Here is a 19,681-nt window from a genome sequence, read left to right as displayed (position 1 = left end):
CCTTGCGCGAAGCGGGATTTGGGAGGTACCGGGCATACAAGGGAGCAGAAGCTTCGGGAGGATGTATTCGTCTGCACAATCGGCTTGTTCAGCCGTATTTCAGTCAAGAAGAAACGGCCTCGCTGTTTCTTTGGCGGGCAAGTTAGTTCCTTCCCTCAGAAATATCAGATAAGGTGAGGCTGCATTTTGTACTTTCTGATATTCGAAAAAAAAAAAAAATCCCGGCTGCACGAGGCAGTCGGGATTATCATTCACCGGCAGATTGTCTGTACGAGCTTGGGGAGACTCCCATGACCCGTTTGAACGCTCTGCGGAAGGAATGCGAGCTGTTATAGCCGACACGGGAAGCGATATCGTCGACGGTGTAATCGTTCTTCTTTAATAATACGGCAGCATGATCCATCCGCACCTTCTCCAGATGATCCGATAAATTCGTTCCCGTCACATCCTTGAACAGCTGGGAAATGTATTTCTCGGGACGCTCCACCTTCTCGGCAATGCGGTAGAGATTCAGATCCGGGTCCATGTACGTCTTGGCAATGTACAGTGTAATCTGCTCGATGGTTCTGGTGTGGACATCATTCTTCTTGCTTGTGATAACCCCGCACAGGGCTTCCATAATGCCATCGATCTCGCGTGTAACCGGCTCGATCGCTTCCTTGGCCTGAATGCCGATAATCCGGTTCTTGACATTCTCGAACACCTCGGACTCCATGAAGGACTTCTGATCCAGCAGTTTAAGCAGCGTTCCCTTCAATTCCTCGATCAGCTGCTGCTTCATATCGATGGAAAGCTCCCTGTTCTCCACATTCTGCGAGATGACAGAGGCGACAATCCGCCTGGCTTCCTCGATATCCCCGCTGCTGATCGTGCTGATAAGGCGCAGCTCAATATCCAGCGGATAATAATAGGTCGCACTCTCCATCCGGGTATCGCTGTACCACAAAATCCCTTTCCGGTTCATATAGGCCGCATACTCCAGCGCCTGCTTGGCCTGCTCGAAGGAATGGCTGGCCTCCATGACGGAAGGAAAGCTGTCGCCCAGGGCGACGGTTACGGTAATGCGGTATTCCTGAAGCACGAAGTCCGCAAGCTGTTCCAAAAGATGCTGGATCTCCGCTCTGCGGCTCTCTTCGCCAGGCTCCTCTTCCTCCGAGGTGAAAACAAGCACCATGCGGTCGGAGCCCAGATCCGTCATCTGGATATCGCTGCCGCTGTCTCGCAAAGCCTGCTTGAGCAGCAGTCTGGCGGCGCTGAGCTCGTTCAGGATTTCCACGCTGTCCATGCCGGAGTAGCCGTGAATCTGCAGAATGCCGGCATAGCCGCTGTTCATGCTCAGACCGGTGTCTGCCTGCCCGGCCGCAGCGATAATTTCCTCCCGCGATTGAAATTCGCCGGCGATCAGCCGTTTGAGAAAAGCGTCCCTGACCAGGGGCATCTGGCGGCTCAGCTCGGTCTCCAGACGCTTGTTGTTGATCAGCATATTGGATATATTCCCCTGCAGAAAATCATATTCATTGCGGCCGGCCGGAACTTCATCCTTGCCGAAATTCTCCTTCATGACCCCCAGCAGCCGGTTGATCGGCGCGCTGTTGCGGTAAGAGAGCAGCAGCCCGACCAGCAGCCCGACGACCAGCGCAATGCCGGTGACCCACCAGGTAATAAGCTTGATCTTGTTGGCATTCTCCATCAGAACATGCCGGGGGATTCCCGCCTGATAGACCCAGCCGTTTGTTTTGGAACGGATCGTGACGACCAGATCGTCATCATAGAATTGACTGACCTTGGATTCATCGAACTTGGGATCAGCCGCTAAAGCGTCGATTTCCTGCTCCTTGATCCCTTGTATGCTGATCGTCTGTCCATCCGCATCGCTGATATGAGCCCAGCCGTTATACCGCTCCGTCACGCCCGACAGCAGGCTGTTGATCAGCTTCTGGTCAATGGTAATCACCACGGTCGCCGGCGAAGAGTCGCTGAAGCTGTCCAGTGGCAGCGATTGCATATAGGAGATGACGGAGGTCTGCGCACCGTTATCCATATAGGAGCGAAGCGGCATGATCTGACTTCGATGCGTTTCCCCGAGCACCGTCTTCTTCCATTCCTCCAGAGACATATCGGTATAATGAGAGGTCTCATAGTAGTATTCCGGCCGAAAATAGGACGAACCCAGCGTCAGGATCGCATTGTAGTTTTTCAGATAAATGAAAAAATGCTGCAGGAAATCATTGGTCTGGCTGACCGCCATCACGTCCCGCATGACCTTCCATACGCCGTATACATTCGTCTTGTCGCCCTTCATATCCTCATTCATCAAGACGTTCAAGTCCTGGTTCAAAGCCAGCTGTCTCGTATAGCCCTCGACCTCAGCCATTCTGCGCTCCAGAATCTCCTTGCTCTTCTGAAGCTGCATGACGCTGTTATCGATGGATATCGACTGCGTAACATTGATGGAAGTGCGATAGGACATATAGCCGGCCGCACTTGGAATAATCAGAATGACAATATAAGAAATCAGAAATCTGCGAAATATTCTTGAATGCTTAAGCACCAGCCCGCTTTCTCCCTTCCAATAATGACAGCGCATTCAAGTTGACAGCTTGAATGCGCTGAAGTTAGTTCCTTTAATCATAAACGATTTTACGCTTCCATGTTTCTTGTTTTTATGAACTCAGGATGGCAATTTAAGCCGTTTGCCTATCAGGCCTGCTCTCCCTGCACGAAAGGAATGGTCAGCGGTCCCTGCGGCATCACGGCCACCGTCATCTCCTTGCCGTATTTAGCCGTCAAGCCCTGCAGGGCGGCATCCACGCTGTCCGTCGGGGTCATCATGGCAGCCCGCACATCCTCTTCAGACAGTGTTGAGTATACAATAATATCGGCCCAGACTTGAATGACCGCCTGCTTCTGCACCTGCCATTGATCGAACAGACGGAACTTGGGATCATTAATCATGTCCAGGATCTCCCGGGGCGTTGGACGCATCCGCAAAATATCGGCGTAGTTCCCATGAGACGGAATCCCGTCGGAGCATTCCGCCGCACAGATGATGGTTCCCCCCTGCTTGACGATTTTGTGGGCGGCGCTCATCCCCTTGACCGCCTGGTATAAATTCTGATCGAGCGGATAGCCGGAATTGGAGGTGATGACCACGTCGAAGCGCTCCTTGACCGGCACCATCGTGTGCTCCGTCACATAGGCGCAGCCTATTGCGTGGGCAGCGAACAGCTCGCCGGCGAACACCGCGGTAATCGCCTTCTCCTTGTTCAACGTAACATTCAGCATAAAATGAGGCGGGCACATCCGGTTTACCTCCGACGTCATTTCCTGCAGCGGATTTTGGACCATATTGCCCCATGTCGCCCGGGGATCGCCGATCATTCTCGCGTTATGAAAGGTCATAATCGTTTCGATACCGGCTATTCCCGGCATAATGCCCTTGGGTCCTCCGGAAAATCCGGCAAAAAAGTGCGGCTCTATGAAACCGGTTACAATTCGGAAATCAGCCTCCACATATTCCTTGTTCAGCCACACCTCGCAGCCGAAGGAGCTCGTACCGACATGGGTCAGCTCCTCCTTCTCATGGCAGTGATGATTGATGATCCGAATCCGGTTCACCACATCCTCCCCCAGCATCCGGACAAACTCCTCGCGGGTCTGGTCCCGGTGGGTTCCCGTTCCGTTGATAATGACGAACTGCGCCTCCGGTACAAAAGACAGCTCCTCCAGTATCCAGGGAATCAGCTTCTCATTGGGGGTAGGTCTTGTGATGTCGCTGATCACGATGGCAATCCGGTCAGTTGGCCGGACCAGCTCCCGGAGCGGAGGCAGACCTTCCGGTCTGCGCAGCGCCTCCGTCACGGCTCCCTTCTCATCGGCAAGTCCAGCCTGGGCCGCCGGCTCAATAATGACCGCATGGTCCGGGACCTCGATGCTCAATCCGCTTTTGCCGTAAAGCAGCTCCGCTCTCATTTTCCGTTCGCCCCCTGAACTATTCATATAATTTATAGAGTGCCTGCGTCCCGCTGTTCTCCTCGCCGGATGCGGCCAGCCGCTCATACAGCGACTTGGCAAGGCTGAGGCCATGCGCCTGCAATCCCATCGCTTCCGCCGATTCCAGGGCGATCCCCATATCCTTGATAAAATGCTTCACATAAAAGCCCGGATCGAAGTCTCCCTTAATCATCCGTGGCGCCAAATTGCTGAGCGACCAGCTGCCTGCCGCTCCGCTTCCTATGCTTTTCAGAACGGTATCGGGATCAAGCCCCGCCTTCTCCGCATAACGGATGGCCTCGGTCACCCCGAGCATGTTGGAGGCAATGGCGATCTGGTTGCACATCTTCGTATGCTGTCCCGAGCCCGCCGGTCCCTGGTACACAATATTCGTGCCGATCGCTTCGAAAATAGGGCTAATGCGCTGGAATACCTCTTCTTCCCCGCCGACCATAATGGACAGCCGGGCTTCACGCGCGCCGATATCTCCGCCTGATACGGGGGCATCCAGACTGAAGCACGCCTGCCCGCGGGCAGATTCCTCCAGCCGCTTGGCCAGCTCCGGACTTGAGGTGGTCAAGTCCACCAGCACCGTGCCCGGCTTGGCGTGCTTCAGCAGCCCCTGCTCGCCGTAGTAAACTTCTTCGACATCATGCGGGTAGCCCAGCATCGTCATCACCACATCGGAATGCTGCGCCAACTCCGCCGGATTATCATGCCAACGGGCGCCTTCCTCCAGGATGTCCTCCGCCTTGGACTTGGTCCGGCTGTACACATGCAGCGAATAACCGGCTTTCATTAAATTGCGTACAATGCTTTTCCCCATCACGCCGATCCCGATAAAACCGATGGCTGGCTTAACCTGATTTGAGCTCATTATTATTCCTCCCGCTTATTCGTACTTGGCTTCATTGTAAACAATTCCGTCCCGGCAATAAACAGAAAATATTTGCGCTAGCTTATTTATACCGCTCTCCGGAGGGGATGGCAAGAAGCGGCCATGCCTGTCCGGCATATTTCGACCGCCATCTTGCGGCTCCGCACCGCGCGCTGGCAGCTAGTTCGCAGTGCGAAATAGACGCGCGAACGCCGAAGCAGTCCCCGCCGCGGCCCGCCATGGATAAACGGGGGATATTCCTTGCAGGATACGCTCCCCGCATTGTCGAAAGGACATAGAACAGATAGGCGATGGCGGAAGGGAGTCTTACATATGGCCGAATTGTCTGAGCTTAAACGGGTGAATATCTATCTAGTGGCAGGAATTCGTACGGCGGAGCCGGTGTTCCGGCCGCTCGCGGATGCGCTGCGCAACCGGTTCGGGCAGGAGAATCTGAATGTGACCATTCGCATTCTGTTTCCTTATGGCGGCGAGCATAACAGCACCATGAGACAGATCCGGTCCGCGCGCCGGGATGTCCGGCTCTATCCCGAGCAGGTGCAGCAATCTGCCGGGGGACAGCAGGTCAGAACGCTTGTGCGGACGCTTGGCGCACGCGATCCCATTCTGCTTATCGGCTATGGCATCGGAGGAGCCGCGGCCTATCATGCCGCCGAGCTGCTGGAGCAGGATGGCTGCGATATCCGTTTCATTGCCCAGGTGGGATCGCCAAAGGTGCCGATCGGCAGACATTTTCAGGGGAGGGTCGGCTACATCGTCAAGAAGGGAGCGTGGCTGGAAGGCGATCCCCTGGCCTGGCAGGGGAGCTGGTCCCATGCCAAGTACCGTTTCGCCTCGCACCGATACCCCGGCCTGCTGTATAACTCGCAGGAGAAAGGGCGCCGCTATTACGCGCCAGACAATGTCGCCATGCTGGATGTGGAAGGACAATCGCCGAACTATTTCTCCCCCAGAGCGGGAAGAGGCGCCGTATCGAATCTCGCGAAGACGATGAATATGATCTGGAATTGGTTCTATGCCTCTTCTGCCGCCCGCTGGCAGTCCAGTGAAAAAAATCCGGCTGCGCCTGTTCATCACCGGACTTCTGGATTACGCTAAAACGCCCGGAAGCGAAGCCCGTCATGGGGCTGCTTTCCGGGCGTTTATTTAAAGCGTTGCAGCATTAAAGCATCAGGACGGATATATCCGCTCAATTTGAACGGGACCGTCTTTACATGCCAACCGGTTTGACCTCCTCCGCGGGCGGTGCGTGGCCGCTTGCGCGCTCCTTGCCGATTGCCGTCCCTTTATTATCAGAGCCGCGCGTCCGCAGCTTCCATTTCATCGAGGTATAGGCGGAGAAGCCGAGCATTGTCGCAACCAGGAAGCCCCCGCCGGCGTAGAAGGCGATCGTCAAGCCGAACCACTGGCCGAGCACCCCGAACATCGCGGGACTTAGAATTTGCGAGAAGCGGTTCATGATCAGCCGCAGCCCCATGATTTTGCCGCGGTCGGAATCCTTCGTATCGTTAACCACAATCATAATGCTGACAGGCAGATTGATGCCTACCGCACCGCCCATTACGAGAACTAATATAATCACTCCCGCGATATGAAACCCGGCAATCGGCGTAAACACGACACAGACAGCAGCGGTCAGACCAGCGATCAGCAGAATCCGCTCCATATGCGTCCTGGCCATCAGCCAGCCGAGACCGTAGCGCGACAGCATGCCAGCCAGTCCATTGATTGAAATAATGACAGAAATCAGCAGGGTCGTGTAGCCCAGCTCATCCAGATAAATCGGCATAAAGCTCATATACAGCGACTGAATGTACATAATGAGGAACGTTCCGATCAGTCCGAACTGGACGGAGCGGATTTTGGTCAAATGGAAGCCGCTCGCATAGCTGTCGGCGATGCCTTTTATCTTGAGCAGCTCTTTGGGATGCGCGGCTCCGTCATAGGACGTATTCCGGTAGCCTCTGGCTACGGCCAGCAGCACGATGAAGAAGAGAAGAGAGGCGGCGCAGGCCACCCCGAAGGAAAACTTGTAGCCGAACAGGGCATTGGCGAAGAGGGAAGTCAGTCCGCCGCCGATAAGCGGTCCCAGCATCCCGCCGCCCGACATCCACATGGAGTATTTCTTGATGCTCTCGTTCCGCTCTGTTTTCTCCCCCTCCGATACCAGCACCTGAAAGGAGGAAGCCATGATGATGACGCATGCGCCCATGAGAATCTGCGACAGGCTCAGCATCCACAAGCCCGTAGCCATCATATTGATGAATAGCGATAAAATGAGCAGCACGCTGCCGTATTTGAGCATCCGGATGGGACCGATGGAATCGATGAGCTGGCCGATCGGCATAGCGATGAAGATGGGAAGCAGCGACCGCAGCGTCACCATGAAGCCGATCGCTGCGGTCGAGGCGCCAATTTCCTGCGCATAAAGCGTAAAGAACGGCTGCGCCATTCCCGTAATCGTGAAGAAAAGTCCCCCGCCGTAGATGCCGAATTTCCGGTAAAACTCAGGAGACAGCATGGCAGGCGACCTCCCGGCGCTGCATATGCCCTTTCAGCTTTGGCTTGGCCGAGGTGCACACATCGGTCACATGCGGACACCGGGAGCTGAAGGCGCATCCGGACGGCGGATTGGCGGGACTTGGCAGCTCGCCTTTGAGCAGCTCGATGCTTCTGGCTCCTTCAATTTCCGGATCGGGGACCGGCACGGCGGCAAGCAGCGCCTGCGTATACGGATGCGCCGGGCTGACGAATATCTCCTCCGCCGGTCCGTATTCCACAATCTCGCCCAGATACATCACCGCAATCGTATCGGAAATATAGCGGACGGTCGACAGATCATGTGAAATAAATACGAAGCTCAGTCCCGTCTCTTCCTTCAAATCGCACAGCAGGTTGATGATCTGTGCGCGCACGGACACGTCGAGCGCCGAGGTCGGTTCATCGGCCACCACGACGGAAGGGTTCAGCGAGAGCGCCCTGGCGACGCCGACACGCTGGCGCTGCCCGCCGCTCAGCTGGCTCGGATATCTGTCGAGATAAGACGGGTCCAGCCCTACCTTCAGAATCAGCTCCCTTACCCGCTGCTTCCGCTCCTCGCGTGTGCCGATCTTGCGGACATGCAGCGGTTCGGCAATAATATCCGCGATTTTCATCTTCGGATTGAAGGATGAATACGGATCCTGAAACACGATCTGGATGCTGCCGTTCCTGTCGATCCGGCCGCTTGTCGGTTCATCCAGCTGCAGCAGCATGCGGGCGGTCGTGCTTTTGCCGCAGCCGCTTTCCCCCACGATCCCGATGGTCTCGCCGCGCTGCAGCTTGAAGCTGATGCCGTTGACGGCCCGGATTTCCGAATCCTTCTTCCACGGCAGCACCGAGGTTTTGGTGAAATGCTTATGCAAGTCGGTTATTTCCAGCACAACATCGGAAGCAGCTGCAGGAGCTGTGTCGGCCAGGGCTTCTTCGACGGTCATAGCTCCGCTGCCGGCTTCCGCTTCGCCGCGAATGACTGCGTTCATGGATCCGGAATCGGCAGCAGCCACTGCCGCCGTCCGTGCAGCCGCCTTATCGGCAGGCGCAGGCTTCTCCCCCCTGCTGAGCATGGCGGTGATGCTCTCATAGCCTTCGGTCATAAGCCCTTCCTCCAGCCAGCAGGCTGCTGCCTGCTGGCCCTGACGGGGCATCAATTCCGGCGCATCCAGGTAACAGCGCTCCGACGCGGCAGGGCAGCGCTCCTTGTAGGAGCAGCCCTTGACGGGAAGCTTCATATCCGGCGGAAAGCCCTGGATTTGGAGAAGCCGCCTCCGCTTCTCGCCGCTGATGCTCGGAATGGTCATCAGCAGGCTTTGGGTATACGGATGCCTGGGCGAGCTGAAGATTTCGCCGACCGTGCCGAATTCGACGATTTTGCCCGCATACATGACCGCGACCTTCTGGGCAAACCGGGCGACAAGTCCAAGATCGTGCGTAATAAACATCATCGCGCTGCCGGTCGTTTCCGTCAGCGTCTTCAGCAGCTCGACGATTTGCGCCTGGATCGTCACGTCCAGCGCCGTTGTCGGCTCATCGGCCAATATCAGCTTCGGATTGCAGGAGAGCGCCATCGCAATCATGATCCGCTGCCGCATGCCGCCGCTCATTTCAAACGGATAGGAGGAAATCCGTTTGGCCGCATCGGGGATTCCCACCCGGCTCAGAAGATCCACCGCATGGCTGCGCGCTTCTTTGGGTCCAAGCTTCAGATGCATGCGGATGGGCATCATCATCTGGTCTTCAATGCGCATGACAGGGTCCAGCGAGGACATCGGGTCCTGGAATACGGTTCCGATGGCGCTGCCTCTAAGCTTGTTGAGCTCCGGCTCGCTCAAGCCGACGAGCTCCCTGCCATCCAGCTGCACGCTGCCGGACACAAGCTTGCCGGGATAGGAGATGAGTTGAATGAGCGACATGGCCATTGCGCTTTTGCCGGAGCCGCTTTCGCCTACGATCGCCAGCCGTTCTCCGCGCTGAAGCTCGAAGCTGACGCCGTTGACCGCTTTCACGACGCCGGAGCTGGTGAAGAAATGGGTGTGCAGGTCGCGGACCTGCAGCAAGGGCTGAGAAGGTGAAGCCGTAATGTCGCTTGGGCGGTTTAGCGTACCCGCTGCTGCCCCGTTATTCATGGCTGTCAGCTCCTTTACATGGTTGAAGTCACCGCTGCATACCGAATGTTAACAGCTACTTGCGGGCTCTTGGATCAAGCGCTTCGCGAATGCCGTCGGACAGGAAGTGAAGGGAAATGGCGATGAGCAGAATAACGACTCCAGGCAGCGTGGAAATCCACCATGCCTGCTGCAGATACATCTGGCCGTCCTTGATTATGTTGCCCAGCGACGGCTCGGGGGGCAGAATACCCAGACCCAGGAAGCTCAGGCTCGCTTCGATCAGAATGGCGTTGGCGGCGGCAATACTGGCAGCGACAAGCAGCGGAGCGATGGTGTTGGGCACAATATGCTTGGCCATCAGCCACAGCTGGGGAGCCTGCACCGTTCGGGCGGCGTCGATGAAGGTCCGGGATTTCAGACTCAGCACGAGCGAACGCTGCAGCCGGATAAAGCGCGGCACGTCCGCCAGCGCAATCGCACAGATGACCGGCACCGTTCCCGCGCCGAGTATCGCAACCAGCCCGATAGCGAGCAGCAGCGACGGGAACGCCAGGAAAATATCGACGACTCCCATAATGATGCGATCGGCAGCTTTTCCGAAAAAACCGGATATTGTGCCAAGCACAATGCCGAACACCAGGGCGATCAGCGCAACCGTGAAGCCCACGAGCAGCGACACCTGAATGCCGGACAGCGTACGGCTGAGGACATCCCGGCCCAGCTTGTCGGTGCCGAATGGGTGATCCAGCGATGGAGGGTTCAGGCTTAACCGGATATTGCTCACAAGCGGCGCAGGCAGCGGGAGCACCGGCGCCAGAAAGGTCAACAGCAGAATGGGCAGCAGGATGATCATCGCCCATTTGGCATTTTTGTTGACATAGAGAAAGCGCAAATAAGGGAGCTGGATCCGGGTTCGCGGCGGTGCCGCTGCAACCGGCTGCCGGGCCGCACTGACTACAGCATCTTGTTCCACGTTTCATCACTCCTAAGGTTTTTGCGATACTTCATATTCAGATTCGGTCGCCCATGCTTCGTGCTTTCGATGCACCGCAAGCAACCGAGCTTTAGAACTGGACGCGCGGATCAACCTTTTTGTAGACCATATCCGTAATGAAATTGATGGCGACAAAGACGAACGCATAGAATAAAATGACATTTTGCACAAGCGGGTAATCGCGGCTGTTGATGCCGTAAACCAGCAGTGTGCCGATGCCCGGAATAGAGAAAATAAATTCAACGATGACGGTGCCGTTAAGCAGATTGCCGAAGCTCAGTCCGACGACGGTAATGATCGGGAGCATGGCGTTCTTGAGCGCATGGCGGAACACGACCACGATCTCGGACATCCCAAGCGACCGCGCGGTGCGCACATAGTCCTCGTTCAGCACTTCAAGCACAGCTGTCCGCGTGATGCGCGCAAGCGTCGCGACCTGGGAGACGGCCAGCACGATTACAGGCAGCGCAATGCGCCTCAGCATAAGCGCCGGATCGTCGAAGGAAACCGCTCCGCTTGCCGGAAGCAGCCCCAGATTAAGAGACAGGAACAGCATCAGGAGAAGAGCCGTCCAGAAGGCCGGCATCAGATCGACGATCATCGCCGTCCAGGTGATGGCGTTATCGAGCGTTTTCCTGCCTTTGTTCGCCAGAAATGCAGCCAGCGTCCCAAGCGGTATGGCCAGCACCACCGCAAGCAGTACCGTCAGTCCCGCAACCATAAGCGTAATTGGCAGCGCCTTGAACATGAGACCCGCAATCGGCAGGGATGTGGTAATCGTGCTGCCAAAGTCGAAGCGGACCACACTGAGGAGATAATCCGTATACTGCTGCCAGAGGGGGGCGTCAAGCCCCAGCCTCTGGCGGAATTCTTCAAGCGCGGCGCCGGACAGGTTATCGCCGGCCATCGCCGCCGCAGGATCGCCCGGGATCATGCGGATGGCGAAGAATACAAGCGTTACGACGCCAAACATGGTGACAACCAGCTGCAGAATCCGTTTCATCGTATAGCTCAGCATCGCGTTTCACCTCCGCTATCGTGCTTTATCCAAAATGGAGTTGCCCGTTATTTGATATCAACGCCGTAGAAATTGACCTGCGCCAGCTTGTTGATGACAATGCCCTCAATGTTCGCCTTGCTCGGCCAATAGACGTTGCTTGCGTATGTCGGCAGGTAGGGCAGATCGTTCATGACAATCTGCTGCACCTCTTCATACAGCTTCAGCCGTTTCGCCGAATCCGTCTCGGCACGGGCAGCTTCAAGCTTCTGCGTCAGCTCGGGATTGTTGTAACGGGCGCCGTTCAGCCCCTTGGGGGCAATATTGTCGGGATGCAGATAGCTGAACAAAATCGTGTCCGGGTTTACCGCTGGCAGCAGCCGTCCGGATACATCGAAATCCCCGCTGTTGCGCTTCTCGTTGTAGGTGGGCGTGTCGACCAGATCAAATTCCAGATTGATGCCGACGGCCTTGAGGTATTCCTGCTCCAGCTGCATCTGCTCGGTAACCCCTGTCGCCGAAGTGCCGTCCTGCTTGATCGTAAAGCCATCCGGGTAACCGGCTTCCGCCAGCAGCTGCTTGGCTTTCTCCGGGTCATAGCTGTACTGCGTCGCGTTCTCGCTGTAGCCCTCCATCCAGTCCAGCAGGATGCTCTTGGCTCCCTTCTGCAGCCGGGGAGATACGCCTTCAGAGATAGCATCGAAGTCAACGGCATAGGCCCAGGCCTGACGGACCTTCAGGTTGGACAGAATCGGATTGTCCAGATTGAAGACTTTCAATGAAACCGCATAGTTGTCCACATGATTCAATTTGAAGCCGGCTTTCTCCAGAATATCCAGATTCTCCTCGCGGTTGGCGCGCATAATGACATCGATCTCGCCGTTCTGAAGCGCGATGTTGGCTGTCGCTTCATCCTTGATGATGCTGAAGATAATTTTCTGAATCGGTGCCGGGCCCTGATAATAGCCTTCATGGCGGACGAGGATGATTTCCGAGCTCGGATCGATTTTCTCCACTTCGAACGGCCCGGTTCCGACCGGATTCCACTTGACCTGATCGCCGAATTTCTCGATGGCTTCCTTCTTCACGATCTGTCCCTGATGGTAGTTCGCCACCTGATGCAGAAAGTTGCCGTCCGGCATTTTGAGCTTGATCACAACGGTGTATTTATCAGGCGCTTCGATGCTGTCCACGTTATTGAACTCGGCAGCGTATGGCGAAGCGGTGGCCGGATCGAGAATCCGGTTGTACGAATACAGCACGTCGGCGGAGGTGAATTCCCCATAGTCCTTCTGCCACTGAACACCCTGCCGCAGCTTGAAGGTCCAGACTTGGTTGCCTTCAGTCTCCCACGATTCCGCGAGATCCGGTATGATTTCTCCCGTATCGGACGCGTAGCTGGTCAGCCCGCTGAAAATATTAAAGGCGATGTTCTCGTTCTCGATGCGGAAAATATTGGCCGGATCAAATCCCGCGGGATCATCGTAGAACCGGACCTTGAGCACCTTGGGCTCACCGGCTGCCGCCGCGGCGGTATCGGCATTCCCGCTTGCTTCATTCCCCGTGGCGGCGGCATCGGCGGGCGGCGCATTGTCCACAGATGGATTTGCGCTGTTGGAGCAAGCAGATAACAGAAGTACAAAAGCGATCCAAATGCCCAGATTCAGCTTCCATTGTCTTTTCATATGGTTTCTCCCCCTGTGATCATACATTTACCGGCAGCAGCGTTATCCTTTTATACGCTACGCGTGGATTTTCTGTTTGTTGGCCGCTCCGATGCCGTTAAAATACGCCTTGGCATCTTCCAGGAACACGACATCGGCATACTTGTTATGCATATCGTACAGATTCATATAATGGGAGGACTCCGTCCGGTCGAAAACGCATTCCGAGACGACGCCCATCCGGAACCGCTGGGTCGCTCCGTCGACGACGGATGCGCGGACGCAGCCGCTCGTGGTTTCCCCTGCCACAATAACCGTATCGATGCCGAGACTGATCAGCTGAAAGGTTAGCGGCGTGCCGTGGAATGCGCTCGGCGCTGCTTTTTCGATCACAAGCTCGTCATCCAGAGGCTTCACCTCGTCGACGATTTGCGTGCCCCGATGCCGCATTTCCGGCGACATCTCCACCTGCTTGCGTCTTCTCCTGCCCCAGTGGTTCACTCCGCTGTGCAGTCCTTTGACATGAATGACCGGAATGCCATTCTCGCGGGCCACCGCCAGCAGCTCAGCCGTTTTATCGACCGCCTCCCAGCCTTCCAGCCCCGTACTGCTTGGCCACATCTGCATGGATTCGAAGATCGGCTCCCGCGTGAGGCCCAATACACTGTAGTAAATATCGATCAGAACCAGAGCGGGCTTGCTTCCGAAGCCATACAACTCCTTCTTGCCCCATAGCTTGTCGTGTTCCTTGTCCCGCTCGCTTAAATACGTTTCCCATCCATACATGTCCATGACCTCCTGAAATTTGATTTTCGTTTTACGCTCTGCACTTGGCTTTGATTAATAGTGGTCATCATTTGGCACCTAAACCGTTACCTTGGCGCCCACCTTGCGGAAGTAGTCTTTGACGGAATCCAGCATCACGACATCGGCATATTTCTGATTCAGGTCGTACAGATTCATCCAGTGGGAGGCTTCCGTCCGGTCGAACACACACTCCTCAACGACACCCATCCGGAACCGGTGCGTGGCGCCATCCACGACGGAGGCTCTGACGCAGCCGCTGGTCGTTTCGCCGCAGCAGATGACCGTATCGATGCCGAGGCTGATTAACTGAAACAGGAGAGGCGTGCCCTGAAATGCGCTCGGAGCCGTTTTCTCGATGACCAGCTCGCCGCTGGCCGGCTTTACCTCGTCCACAATCTCGAATCCTATGCTGCGCTGCTCCTCCGTTTGGGCCGATGGACGGGATTTGCGGTGAATCCACGGGGTGATGCCGTTCTGCATCCCTTTCACATGGATGACCGGTATTCCGGCCTCCCGGGCTACAGCTGCAAGCTCCGCGGTTTTGTCCACGGCGGCCCAGCCTTCCAGCCCTGTGCTGCCAGGCCAGGAGCTCATCGATTCAAAGATCGGTTCTCTCTTCGTTCCCAGCACGCTGTAATAGATGTCGATCAGCAGCAGCGCCGGCCTCTCCCCGAAGCCAGCCGGTTCCTTCTTGCCTGTCAGCTGATCGTGCTGCTTGTCGCGCTCCGAAAAATACTTTTCCCAACCCTTTGAATTCATTCCTGCTCCTCCTTTTGATTTAGACGGCTATCCCATCAAACATTTTGCGTTATAAAATCTAACTCAAATCTAACTTCTCTCTTATTCATTCTTGTGATGATCTCATCATACAGTTGATTATTGGAGGGGTAAATAATCGGTTTTGAATGGTTTTATTCATAAAACGAATGATAGCGGATACATAAATGAATTTTCTGACTATTATACAGCGAATTCCATTGTTTATATGTTGTAATTTTGTTAGACTTGCGTTAAGAATACTAACAATAAAATACAGGAGGAATCTGGGATCATGAACTTGGAGCAAATCTCAACGTTTCTGACAGTCTATCAAAGCGGAAGCTACAAGAAGGCAGCGGAATTGTTGTATCTGCCTCAACCGACTGTTTCCCACCGGATCAACCAGTTGGAGAAGGAGCTGGGCAAGTCGCTGCTCATTCGCGGCAAAGGCAAGGTCAGGCTGACAGAGGAAGGCAAGGCATTCCTGCCTTACGCGCGGCGTATTCTGGGGACGTTGAAGGAAGGACAGGAAGCCGTGGAACGGGTTGGCGAAGGGTTGAAGGGCAAGCTGTCCATTGGCTGCAACAATTCCTTCGCCGCTTACATTTTGCCCGATGTAATGGAATCCTTCAGCAAGGATTATCCCCATGTATCCATCAAGGTGTACACCTATGCCTCCAGCGAGCTGGTCCGGCTGATGAAAAACCAGCATTTTCAGCTGGGCATCACCCGTTACACAAGCAATGACAGCAACTTGACGTACCGTCCGGTCCTGAGCGAGAAGGCGATGCTGTTCGTGTCGCCGGAGCACCGGTTTGCCAAGCGCAAGTCGGTTACGCTGGAGGAGATTCTGCAGGAGCCGATACTGACTTATCCGAAGGAAACCCAGTACCGCAACATGATCGATGTGACGCTGAACCAGTTCAATCTGACTTATCAGGCGAAGCTGGAAACAAACAACCTTCAGCTCATCAAGCATTTTCTCAAACGCAATGCAGGCGTGTTTCTGTCCGGCAGCGCTTATATGCTGCAGGAGATTAACGACAAGGAGCTGGTCCAGCTGGAAATTGAAGACAATCCCTTCCCGCTCAGCCAGGTGTTTGTCACCTACCGCGAGAATGAGCTTCACAGTCTGGATTATTTGTTCATCAAGCATTTCGAGGACCGGATCAACCTGAAGCCCCAGACAAGCGCCGCTCTCGCCACTTTCCACAAGACAGGCGCAAGCTGAAGCTTGCGGTCAACGCTCCGGCGCCTGCCCCCGTGAAGCTATCCGCTCAATCGCATCAAGCTGCGCGCCTGACAGCCTGGTATCGGCATACTGAACAGCCTGCCGGATATGCTCCGGCCTCGATGCCCCCACAATAGCAGCCGCGACTCCCTTCCGGGCAAGAACCCATGCGAGTGCCAGCTGCGGCAGGCTCATATTCTCCAGTTCCGCATAGGCCTGCAGCTCTTCGACAATACGGAAATTCTCCGGCTCATCCAGCAGCCGCATGAGCGCACGATCCCCCGCCGCCGCTCTCGTTCCGGATGCAGCCTCCTGGCCCTGTTGGTATTTGCCGGTCAGGAGGCCGCGGGCCAGCGGACTGTATACGATTGCGCCGACGCCTTCCGAGGCGCAGAACGGAAGAAGCTCCTCTTCGATACCGCGGCTGAGCAGGCTGTATGGCGGCTGAACAGAACTGAATCGATGCCAGCGATGTACGGTGCTGATGCCATGCGCTTTGGCTATTTGCCAGGCGGCATAATTGGAGCAGCCGATATAACGCACCTTGCCCTGCGCGATCAAATCATGCAAGGCGCCCAATGTCTCTTCAAGCGGGGTATGCGGGTCAAAGCGGTGCACCTGGTACAAATCGATATAATCCGTCCGCAGGCGCCGAAGGCTTGCCTCAATGGCGCGAAAGATGTGAAACCGGCTCAGTCCCGCATCATTAACCCCTGTGCCGGTACGGCCGTTCACCTTCGTGGCGAGCAGGATCTGCGGTCTGCGGCCCTTCAATATGCGGCCTAAAATCGTCTCCGATTCCCCCGAATCAAGCGGGTTGCCGTTGTCCATCCCTTTGCCGTAAATATCCGCCGTATCGAATAGCGTAACACCCGCCTCGATCGCTTCATCCATTACCGCTTCGGATTCCTTCTCTCCGATCCATCGACCGAAGGCCATGCATCCCAGCGAAATTTGCGACACGCGCAAGCCGCTGTTCCCAAGCTGCCGATGCTCCATTGCTGTTTCCGCCTCTCTGATAGACCGGCTGCGCATGCGGAAACGTCTTCCGATCGCTGTTGTACCCCTGATTTTTTTATTTTGGATACCTTTGGTGCAATGCTGCTCACAATAAACACCGTGGGCAGCATTGCACCTTTATCTGTTAAATTCGGGGTACAAAGGTCGTAAGCGGATGCTTACGAAGCAGCTTTCTAGCGAAAGCTTTCAGCTTACGCTTCTCCAGACTATTTCCGCCTGCTTCGCAAGCTGGTATTCAAAATTTCTCTTCAACTTCATAAAATACCCAAAGGGACGCACCCATCCTGCCCAAGGATGAAGCACGCCCCTTTCTTCAAGCTTACACTGCGAATCAGGCCGTAACGGTTTGTCCGCTCCGGCTGCCGATCGTATCGAAATATTGGGTAGCATAGCCAAGATCCACGACATCCGCATATTTCTGGTGCATATCATACAAATTCATATAATGCGAGGACTGCGTCCGGTCAAACACGCACTCTTCCACAACGCCCATCTTAAAGCGGTAGGTGGCACCATCTACGACCGAAGCTCTTACGCAGCCGCTTGTCGTCTCGCCGCAGGCGATAACCGTATCGATGCCGAGGCTGACCAGCTGAAACAGCAGAGGCGTTCCGTGAAAGGCGCTTGCGGCCGCCTTCTCGATGACAAGCTCTCCCGGCAGCGGCTTGACCTCTTCGACGATCTCCCGTCCCTTGATCATCATTTCCTCCGTCAGCCTGGAGAAATCGCGGCGTTTCTTGCCGCCCCGCGACCAGGTGTTGACGCCGGTATGCAGACCCTTCACATGAATGACGGGAATGCCATTCTTGCGCGCCGATGCGAGCAGCGTGACCGTCCGGTCCACCGCTTCCCAGCCCTCGAGGCCCGTGCTCATCGGCCATGTCTGCACGGACTCCATAATCGGCAGCCGCTGAAAGCCAAGCACGCTGTAATAGATGTCGATCAGCACCAATGCCGGCGTCTCGCCGAATCCGGCGAGCTCTTTCTTGCCGAGAAGCTCATCATGTGCTTTGTCCTGCTCGGTCATAAAATCGTACCAACTTAACTTGGTCATTACGCATCCCTCCGAGTCATTTAGTTTCAGCTTTATCGTAATCGACTGGAAAAAGCGTGTAAATGTGCGGATTTGAATGTGGTTTGCGGTTTTTTGAATGAAAGCGAATTCATATTCGTTATTTCAGCTGATTAATTAACATAGAGCTCAAGCCGAATCCGGCTTGAGCTCTTGTTTTTGCGTCAAATATTCCCTACCGGCACTTACCTAATGACAGCGGCCTGGCCATCATTATACAGCAGCATGCGCGCACCGGGAGTGATGCGCGCTCGCGAATGCCGGCTATTTTCCCTACAACGAAGACGTGCGCAGCTCCAGCTCCGGCAATGGATCCGGCTCCTTGTTCATATTCGCATGAATATAGAACATGAGCAGCGCGGCAATGGAAGCGATGGTGCCGATCAGGAACACCGGAACGATTCCCCATAAATCGAACGCATGGCCGAACATCAGCGGACCGACCATACGCCCCAGATTGGCAAAGCCTCCGGCCAGGCCCATATAGAACGGCGCGTATGCTCCCGTCCGCTCCGAGAAGAAGGTCGGGATGGTGGGCAGCAGCATCATTTCTCCCAAAGTGGCCAGAATCATGCCGACGACCAGATAAATATAGTATTCGTGGAAGACGAGCACAAACGAGAAAGCCGACACGGTAAAGATGGCGCTGATGACCATCTGCCTCACGATATCCGGGGCAGCATGCTTCTTGATCCAGCTGGTGAGCGGCTGACCCACCAGGATGACGACGCCGTTAATCGTCCAGAGCAGGCTGTAATACTTCAGATCCAGCCCTTTCTGGTCGATATAAGGAGCCACTCCGGTCGACCACTGGGTGAACGACAGCCAGAAGAACATCGAACCGAAGGCCAGAAACAAATAGATCCGGAAATTTTTGAGCAGCTTTATCCGATCCATCTCAATCGGGCCGGATGAAGCGCCGCGCGATCTCCGCCCGGGCTTACCGCCATCTCCCGCATCGGCAAGGAGGTCAGCCGGAGCGCTTTCTTTCATAAAGAAGAACAGAAACACAGCGAACAGAAACGTCGTGCCTCCCGTCAGCATGTAGGTGAAGGAGAACGAAATCGAGGCAATCAGCCCGCCGACCATCGCGCCGATTGATAAGCCGAAATTATTGCACACGTACATGACATTATAGAGCTTGCGCCGATGCTCCTTCCAGCGGAACCCCACATAGGCGTTCATGGAGGGCATGGAGATCCCGTTGGATATGCCAAGCAGGCAGACAAGCACCATATAGAGAGGCCAGTTATGCGTAAAGGCAATTGTAAACAAGGCTGCGGAGGAAACGGTGAAGGCTGCCGTGATCAGCGTTTTGGGCCCGACGCGGTAATACAAATTGCCGCCGATGAATTCTCCGACTACGCTGGCCAGCGCCTGATACAGCAGGATCAAACCCGCTTCCCCGTACGATTTGCCCATGACATTATGCACGTACAAGGTGGTGAGCGGCCACATAATGGCCTTTCCGGTTGAATTGACGAAGCTTGCCATCAGGAAGAACAAGGCATCTCTCGGGAATGTCCGCAGGACGGACAAGGATTGAAACATTAGCAGGTTAGGCTTCATGTTGGACCACCATTTTTAGAATTTAAGGTTA

Annotated in this window: 15 protein-coding genes; 2 read left to right on the top strand and 13 right to left on the bottom strand. The window is 55.4% G+C overall.

The features are described 5' to 3' along the window. Nucleotides 1–247: 247 nt before the first annotated feature. The 3 genes from AC0YOB_RS31680 to AC0YOB_RS31670 all read right to left on the bottom strand — a co-directional run bounded on the left by AC0YOB_RS31680 (nucleotide 248) and on the right by AC0YOB_RS31670 (nucleotide 4,870). The gene (locus AC0YOB_RS31680) at nucleotides 248–2,551 is read right to left on the bottom strand and encodes a helix-turn-helix domain-containing protein (protein ID WP_475796180.1); all 2,304 of its coding nucleotides are present in this window, start codon (nucleotides 2,549–2,551) and stop codon (nucleotides 248–250) included. Between the two features lie 149 nt (nucleotides 2,552–2,700). Then, on the bottom strand, nucleotides 2,701–3,972 hold the full coding sequence (gene larA / locus AC0YOB_RS31675) for a nickel-dependent lactate racemase (protein ID WP_475796179.1): 1,272 nt from the start codon (nucleotides 3,970–3,972) through the stop codon (nucleotides 2,701–2,703). Between the two features lie 19 nt (nucleotides 3,973–3,991). Then, nucleotides 3,992–4,870 carry an NAD(P)-dependent oxidoreductase gene (locus tag AC0YOB_RS31670; protein ID WP_475796178.1) on the bottom strand — a complete coding sequence of 293 codons (879 nt, stop codon included), beginning with the start codon at nucleotides 4,868–4,870 and terminating at the stop codon, nucleotides 3,992–3,994. Nucleotides 4,871–5,203: 333 nt separating this feature from the next. Between AC0YOB_RS31670 and AC0YOB_RS31665 the strand changes: the two genes are divergently transcribed. Continuing rightward, nucleotides 5,204–5,989, top strand: a complete 786-nt coding sequence (locus AC0YOB_RS31665) for a hypothetical protein (protein ID WP_475796177.1) — start codon at nucleotides 5,204–5,206, stop codon at nucleotides 5,987–5,989. A gap of 112 nt (nucleotides 5,990–6,101) precedes the next feature. On the opposite strand, the gene AC0YOB_RS31660 is transcribed toward AC0YOB_RS31665, so the two are convergent. The 7 genes from AC0YOB_RS31660 to AC0YOB_RS31630 all read right to left on the bottom strand — a co-directional run bounded on the left by AC0YOB_RS31660 (nucleotide 6,102) and on the right by AC0YOB_RS31630 (nucleotide 14,758). Further along, nucleotides 6,102–7,412, bottom strand: coding sequence for an MFS transporter (locus AC0YOB_RS31660; protein ID WP_475796176.1), 1,311 nt, complete (start codon nucleotides 7,410–7,412; stop codon nucleotides 6,102–6,104). Continuing rightward, on the bottom strand, nucleotides 7,399–9,555 hold the full coding sequence (locus tag AC0YOB_RS31655; protein WP_475796175.1) for an ABC transporter ATP-binding protein: 2,157 nt from the start codon (nucleotides 9,553–9,555) through the stop codon (nucleotides 7,399–7,401). Before AC0YOB_RS31655 ends, AC0YOB_RS31660 begins: the two co-directional genes overlap by 14 nt. Before the next feature lie 55 nt (nucleotides 9,556–9,610). Then, nucleotides 9,611–10,510 carry an ABC transporter permease gene (locus tag AC0YOB_RS31650; protein ID WP_475796174.1) on the bottom strand — a complete coding sequence of 300 codons (900 nt, stop codon included), beginning with the start codon at nucleotides 10,508–10,510 and terminating at the stop codon, nucleotides 9,611–9,613. Between the two features lie 91 nt (nucleotides 10,511–10,601). After that, nucleotides 10,602–11,549 carry an ABC transporter permease gene (locus AC0YOB_RS31645; RefSeq protein WP_475796173.1) on the bottom strand — a complete coding sequence of 316 codons (948 nt, stop codon included), beginning with the start codon at nucleotides 11,547–11,549 and terminating at the stop codon, nucleotides 10,602–10,604. Nucleotides 11,550–11,596: 47 nt separating this feature from the next. After that, nucleotides 11,597–13,213 carry an ABC transporter substrate-binding protein gene (locus AC0YOB_RS31640; protein ID WP_475796172.1) on the bottom strand — a complete coding sequence of 539 codons (1,617 nt, stop codon included), beginning with the start codon at nucleotides 13,211–13,213 and terminating at the stop codon, nucleotides 11,597–11,599. Nucleotides 13,214–13,270: 57 nt separating this feature from the next. Further along, a complete protein-coding gene (locus tag AC0YOB_RS31635; protein WP_475796171.1) occupies nucleotides 13,271–13,978 on the bottom strand; it encodes an isochorismatase family protein in 708 nt (235 codons plus the stop codon). Nucleotides 13,979–14,056: 78 nt separating this feature from the next. Continuing rightward, nucleotides 14,057–14,758, bottom strand: coding sequence for an isochorismatase family protein (locus AC0YOB_RS31630; protein WP_475796170.1), 702 nt, complete (start codon nucleotides 14,756–14,758; stop codon nucleotides 14,057–14,059). 292 nt (nucleotides 14,759–15,050) lie between these two features. Here AC0YOB_RS31630 and AC0YOB_RS31625 point away from each other — a divergent pair, with 292 nt between their 5' ends. Beyond that, complete coding sequence (locus AC0YOB_RS31625) at nucleotides 15,051–15,989, top strand: LysR family transcriptional regulator (RefSeq protein WP_475796169.1); 939 nt, start codon at nucleotides 15,051–15,053, stop codon at nucleotides 15,987–15,989. A gap of 9 nt (nucleotides 15,990–15,998) precedes the next feature. Here the strand turns inward: AC0YOB_RS31625 and AC0YOB_RS31620 are convergent, their stop codons facing one another. The 3 genes from AC0YOB_RS31620 to AC0YOB_RS31610 all read right to left on the bottom strand — a co-directional run bounded on the left by AC0YOB_RS31620 (nucleotide 15,999) and on the right by AC0YOB_RS31610 (nucleotide 19,650). Further along, nucleotides 15,999–16,988, bottom strand: coding sequence for an aldo/keto reductase (locus AC0YOB_RS31620; RefSeq protein ID WP_475796168.1), 990 nt, complete (start codon nucleotides 16,986–16,988; stop codon nucleotides 15,999–16,001). 352 nt (nucleotides 16,989–17,340) lie between these two features. Then, complete coding sequence (locus tag AC0YOB_RS31615) at nucleotides 17,341–18,063, bottom strand: isochorismatase family protein (protein WP_475769918.1); 723 nt, start codon at nucleotides 18,061–18,063, stop codon at nucleotides 17,341–17,343. A 291-nt stretch (nucleotides 18,064–18,354) separates the two neighbouring features. Beyond that, entirely contained in the window at nucleotides 18,355–19,650 is a 1,296-nt protein-coding gene (locus AC0YOB_RS31610) for an MFS transporter (RefSeq protein WP_475796167.1), read from the bottom strand. Between the last annotated feature and the right edge of the window lie 31 nt (nucleotides 19,651–19,681).

It is taken from the genome of Paenibacillus sp. JT31N17 (assembly GCF_056269255.1).
This window is presented reverse-complemented; position numbering and strand designations above follow the sequence as displayed.

Coding starts and splice junctions, on each gene's coding strand:
- AC0YOB_RS31665 (WP_475796177.1), top strand. CDS start 5,204: ATGGCCGAATTGTCTGAGCTTAAACGGGTGAATATCTATCTAGTGGCA.
- larA (WP_475796179.1), bottom strand. CDS start 3,972: ATGAGAGCGGAGCTGCTTTACGGCAAAAGCGGATTGAGCATCGAGGTC.
- AC0YOB_RS31620 (WP_475796168.1), bottom strand. CDS start 16,988: ATGGAGCATCGGCAGCTTGGGAACAGCGGCTTGCGCGTGTCGCAAATT.
- AC0YOB_RS31660 (WP_475796176.1), bottom strand. CDS start 7,412: ATGCTGTCTCCTGAGTTTTACCGGAAATTCGGCATCTACGGCGGGGGA.
- AC0YOB_RS31645 (WP_475796173.1), bottom strand. CDS start 11,549: ATGCTGAGCTATACGATGAAACGGATTCTGCAGCTGGTTGTCACCATG.
- AC0YOB_RS31655 (WP_475796175.1), bottom strand. CDS start 9,555: ATGAATAACGGGGCAGCAGCGGGTACGCTAAACCGCCCAAGCGACATT.
- AC0YOB_RS31670 (WP_475796178.1), bottom strand. CDS start 4,870: ATGAGCTCAAATCAGGTTAAGCCAGCCATCGGTTTTATCGGGATCGGC.
- AC0YOB_RS31635 (WP_475796171.1), bottom strand. CDS start 13,978: ATGTATGGATGGGAAACGTATTTAAGCGAGCGGGACAAGGAACACGAC.
- AC0YOB_RS31640 (WP_475796172.1), bottom strand. CDS start 13,213: ATGAAAAGACAATGGAAGCTGAATCTGGGCATTTGGATCGCTTTTGTA.
- AC0YOB_RS31615 (WP_475769918.1), bottom strand. CDS start 18,063: ATGACCAAGTTAAGTTGGTACGATTTTATGACCGAGCAGGACAAAGCA.
- AC0YOB_RS31630 (WP_475796170.1), bottom strand. CDS start 14,758: ATGAATTCAAAGGGTTGGGAAAAGTATTTTTCGGAGCGCGACAAGCAG.
- AC0YOB_RS31625 (WP_475796169.1), top strand. CDS start 15,051: ATGAACTTGGAGCAAATCTCAACGTTTCTGACAGTCTATCAAAGCGGA.
- AC0YOB_RS31610 (WP_475796167.1), bottom strand. CDS start 19,650: ATGAAGCCTAACCTGCTAATGTTTCAATCCTTGTCCGTCCTGCGGACA.